2 protein-coding genes and 2 pseudogenes are annotated in these 4,309 nt (G+C 35.5%); 3 read left to right on the top strand and 1 reads right to left on the bottom strand.

Features of this window, described 5'->3' with window-relative positions:
- Together PVV59_RS09435 and PVV59_RS09430 are read left to right on the top strand one after the other, a co-directional pair.
- A pseudogene (locus tag PVV59_RS09435) lies at window positions 1-554 on the top strand (hypothetical protein); the annotation flags it as partial.
- A 590-nt stretch (window positions 555-1,144) separates the two neighbouring features.
- A pseudogene (locus PVV59_RS09430) lies at window positions 1,145-1,393 on the top strand (hypothetical protein); the annotation flags it as partial.
- A gap of 9 nt (window positions 1,394-1,402) precedes the next feature.
- Here the strand turns inward: PVV59_RS09430 and PVV59_RS09425 are convergent.
- Window positions 1,403-2,041 carry a hypothetical protein gene (locus tag PVV59_RS09425; protein WP_273755834.1) on the bottom strand — a complete coding sequence of 213 codons (639 nt, stop codon included), beginning with the start codon at window positions 2,039-2,041 and terminating at the stop codon, window positions 1,403-1,405.
- 720 nt (window positions 2,042-2,761) lie between these two features.
- Between PVV59_RS09425 and PVV59_RS09420 the strand changes: the two genes are divergently transcribed.
- Window positions 2,762-4,309 (top strand): DEAD/DEAH box helicase family protein (locus tag PVV59_RS09420; RefSeq protein WP_273755833.1); only part of this gene is annotated, 1,548 nt, incomplete at its 3' end.

Below are 4,309 nucleotides of genomic sequence, written 5' to 3'. Positions count from 1 at the left end.
CAGCCCATGATGATCAATTGCCTAGCTTATCCCTTGCCAATGGACATGATGGGCGTCTTTTACTCACTTGTTATGCTGGCTGTTCTTTTAGAGAGATCATACAAGCGCTTAGAAGAATTGGCTTGCTTGGGAAACAAGCCTTTGTTGATAAAGCTTATGATCATAGGCTTTCTTTCTCAAAACAGTTTTCTGCTGATCTCAAACGAGTAAAACAGAAAGCAGAGAGAGCAAAAGCAATTTGGCAACAAAGCCAACCGATCAAAGATACTTTAGCAGAAACCTATTTACGCAAGCGGGGTATTACATGTGAATTGCCTGCTGATTTACGTTTTCACGGCAAATGTCCACACCCCTTAGGAATGACACTGCCCGCGTTGGTGGCGCTTGTTAAGGGGGCTGGTTCCTTTGCAATCCATAGAACCTTTTTACAAGCCAATGGCTGCAAAACAGATCACAAACCAACCAAAGCCATGTTGGGGTCTGTTATGGGCGGTGCTGTGCATTTAAGCCAAGACAATCCAAAACATCTGGTTATTTGTGAAGGCAAAGCAACCTTTTTTGAGATCTTTAAAACAATCACGTAAAACTCTTTATATAACATTCTCATCAAGTATTTTTTTCCAAAAGAAAATGATCTAAGTGACTTTGTAAAAAGAGTTTTATCATTTTTGTCAGTTCATTCTAGCCCCTATATTATTTTTTAAAACGAGAAAAAATAAAAAACTATATATTTCAATATGTTATAATTTTATGAATACACCTGATAGAGAAAATAGAACTCATAAATACAATCAATAGTATATATTTATCGTTTTTTATCAGTACTCTGTCAGTAAATTGAGCTGAAAAAAGTGATAATTTTAATGACATATAAAACCTATCAAAATACTTATTATGATATTTTAAAAGCACATAGTGCATTTGTCTTGAATGATGTGTGAAATAAATAACAAATTCCACTATTCTGCTACTGATAAGCATAATTTATAAAATTTATTTAAAGAAATTTATCGGTTTTCGTGTGTTTTTTCTTATTTTGTTATCGATATTTCTTTTGAATCAATTTAATAGATCTCATTTCGTCCCTTTATGGTCTTTGATCACACCATGCGCCAATAGAGTTTATTGCAATATTCTTTAATCTATTAAGTCTGATAATAAATAAGTCACTTTACGCTCTCTTTTAGAATTCCACCGTGAAAAGGCAACATCACCCCGTGAATTAGGAACCATGTTTGAAAACCTTGTAAAAGCTTATTTGACGCAAGCCTTCATTCAAAAGAAAGAATACGAAACAGCTCAGATTTACTGTGAGTAGGCTAAAGAGCGTGAAGAGGAGGGGTGTGACATTGGCATCAATCTTGTGGCTAAAATTCGTGATTATGCTGCTATTTTCCTAACTCTACTTTGGGGCGATAAGACCCTCTTTGGCTAGTTTTTCAACAGTTGTTTCAGCAACGTTTACTATGAGATCAGAAAACGATGCAAAAGCATTTCCATTGCTAGTGCCGTTTGCTACCCATATGGCTTCTTTGTTTTTTGTATTGTTAATAAGTAAAACACTAACACTTATGCCGGGCTTATCAATATTATATCCACCGCTCACATAACCTGGTGTCGTCTCAGTTTCTATGGTAGCAAAGCTTCCAAATCCGGAAATAGTACTTGTAGAGGTTCCAGGATGATATGTTGGCGGGATATATGTCTGCGATATAGCACGATTATCAACGCTAACTATGAGGAGTGCATCTGCGCCTTTACCTTTATTTGTTATAATTTTCTCTTTATCGTTATAGGAATAATTACGAGTTGGAGGGAAAAGTTCTAATCCTCTCAATATCTGTACATTGTATTTAACAAGCGATTTCTCAAAGGTGTCTTCAAGTGCTTTTTGCTCAGAAATAGACATGCCAACACCTACTATGACCATCTTTTTCGTTTGAAATCTTCCCTTGTAGTTTGGATCAACAATTCCGTTCAAATGTGTTATAGGAGCACAAGCTGTGAGTATTAACAAACAAAGTAAAACAGAAAACTTCATCACCATAAACCTTTGATTAATGTCAAATGATTAATATCAAAAGTCTAATAATGTATTTATAATTCAAATTAAAGATATGATTTGAAATTTTAAATATTTTTTTTAGATTGTTTTGAGAAATTTAAGAAACCCTATTTTCAATAGAATACGCTTCTTTTTTATGACCTTCTCATCAAGGAACTTTTCTCCAAAAGCAAATGATCTGAGTGGCTTTGTAAAAAGAGTTTTGTCATTTTTGTCAGTTTAGTCAGTTGTTTCTAGACCCTAGAGTATTTTTTAAATGATATAAAAAATTAAAAACATTATATTTCAATAGTTTAGTATTTTAATGATACAACCCTTATTAAGATGCAACCCATAAATTCAATCAATAATATATATTTGTCAGTTATCTGTCAGTAAATTGAACTGACAAAAGTGTTCATTTCAATGACGCATAAAACCTATCAAAATGATCATTATGATGTTTTAAAATACATAGTACATTTGTTTTGATTAACACATCAAATAAATAGCAAACTTCACTATTGTGCTGATCTAACCATGCATCATAGGCTGTGGATAAATAGCCTTTTAAAGCCCTTTTTGAAAAAATTTATCCGTTTTTATGCATTTTTCTGCATTTTTTCTCAATTCGTTCAAAATAGATTTAATAAGCTTCATTTTGATTCTTTTGAAAAGAATTAATCCCTTCATACCAAAACGGAGCTCTGTTATAATATGCTGCAATCTATTAAGTCTGATCATGAACATGTCACGCTACGCTCTCTCTTACAATCTTATCGTGATCAAGCGATATCAGATGAGGATAAGCAAGCTGCTTTTGAAAAATTTGTTATAGCCTATTTAACACAAGACCCATTGCAAAAGCAGGAATATGAAAGTGTTCAAACTTATAGAGAAGTCGCTGATGAAAAGGGGTGGAAAGGAAGCGATATAGACACTGATATTGATTTGGTCGCAAAAGTTCGTGATCAAGAGGAATATGTTGCTATTCGCTGTCAATTTTATGAAACCAATCATCAGATTACACAAGAGGACATTGAAAGCTTTATCGCTATCTCTGGTAAAAGCAGGTTTAAATATCGTCTTCTGATTGATAGCACGGAAGGGGAATTAAGCGAAAATGCCAATACCATGATTGAAGGACAAGCCGTTCCGGTTTATCGGATACATCTCTTTGATATGGAAAACAGTCAAATCGATTGGGGGATTTTTGATAAGACAGGCAAAATCGTCCTTTACGAGCGAAAGAAGAAAAAGCTTTTAGATCATCAGATAGAAGCACTAAAAGCTGTTTGTGAAGGTTTAAAAGAAGCAGACCGTGGCAAGCTGATTATGGCGTGTGGTACGGGTAAGACTTTTACAAGCCTTAAGATAGCAGAGACCATAGCAGGTCAAGGCAAGCATGTTTTGTTTTTGGTGCCCTCCCTTGCTTTGATGTCACAAACAATCCGTGAATGGACACTGGATACAGAACTGCCCTTGCGTTCCTTTGCGGTATGTTCGGATAGACAAATCGGCAAGCGTCGTAAATCCCAAGAGGATGATAGTGAATTATCGGCATCGGATTTAGCCTTACCTGCAACAACCAATGCACAAGAGCTTGTAGAGAAAGTAGGAAAGTTTTCTCCCCATGCTATGGTTGTTATTTTTGCGACCTATCAATCCATTCAAGTGATTGCTGATGCTCAAAAGGATCATGGATTAGCGGCATTTGATTTCATTATTTGTGATGAAGCCCATAGAACCACGGGGGCAACATTAGGAAGCGATGAGAATGAATCTGAGTTTGTTAAGGTTCACAACAACAGCGTTATTCAAGGGAACAAACGTCTGTATATGACAGCAACACCTCGTATCTTTAGTGATACAGCTAAAAAGCGTGCGGATGAGGTAAATGCCGTTCTAGCGTCTATGGATGATGAAAGTATTTATGGAAAAGTTCTTTATACCTATAGTTTTACTGATGCCGTTAAGAATGAACTTTTAACCCCTTATAAGATTATTGTTTTGGGTGTTGATGAGGGGGAAATCAGTAAAAGTATGGAGATGCCAACCACCAGTAAAGATTATGAACTTATTCTTGATGATAGAACAAAGATTGTTGGTTGTTATCAAGCTTTGACCAAAATGGATATCAAGGTTGATCTTGGAGATGATACGAGCCCCATGCGTCGGGCTTTGGCTTTTTGTAAAGATATCCAAACCTCTAAACGTATCCGTGATACCTTTCATGGGAAAGGTGTTAAGAGGATTTTCAAGAGA

It is taken from the genome of Bartonella sp. MM73XJBT.G (genome assembly GCF_028618435.1).
GTDB lineage: Bacteria > Pseudomonadota > Alphaproteobacteria > Rhizobiales > Rhizobiaceae > Bartonella.
Note: the sequence above shows the minus strand (reverse complement) of the source record. Positions and strands in the feature narration are given on the sequence as shown.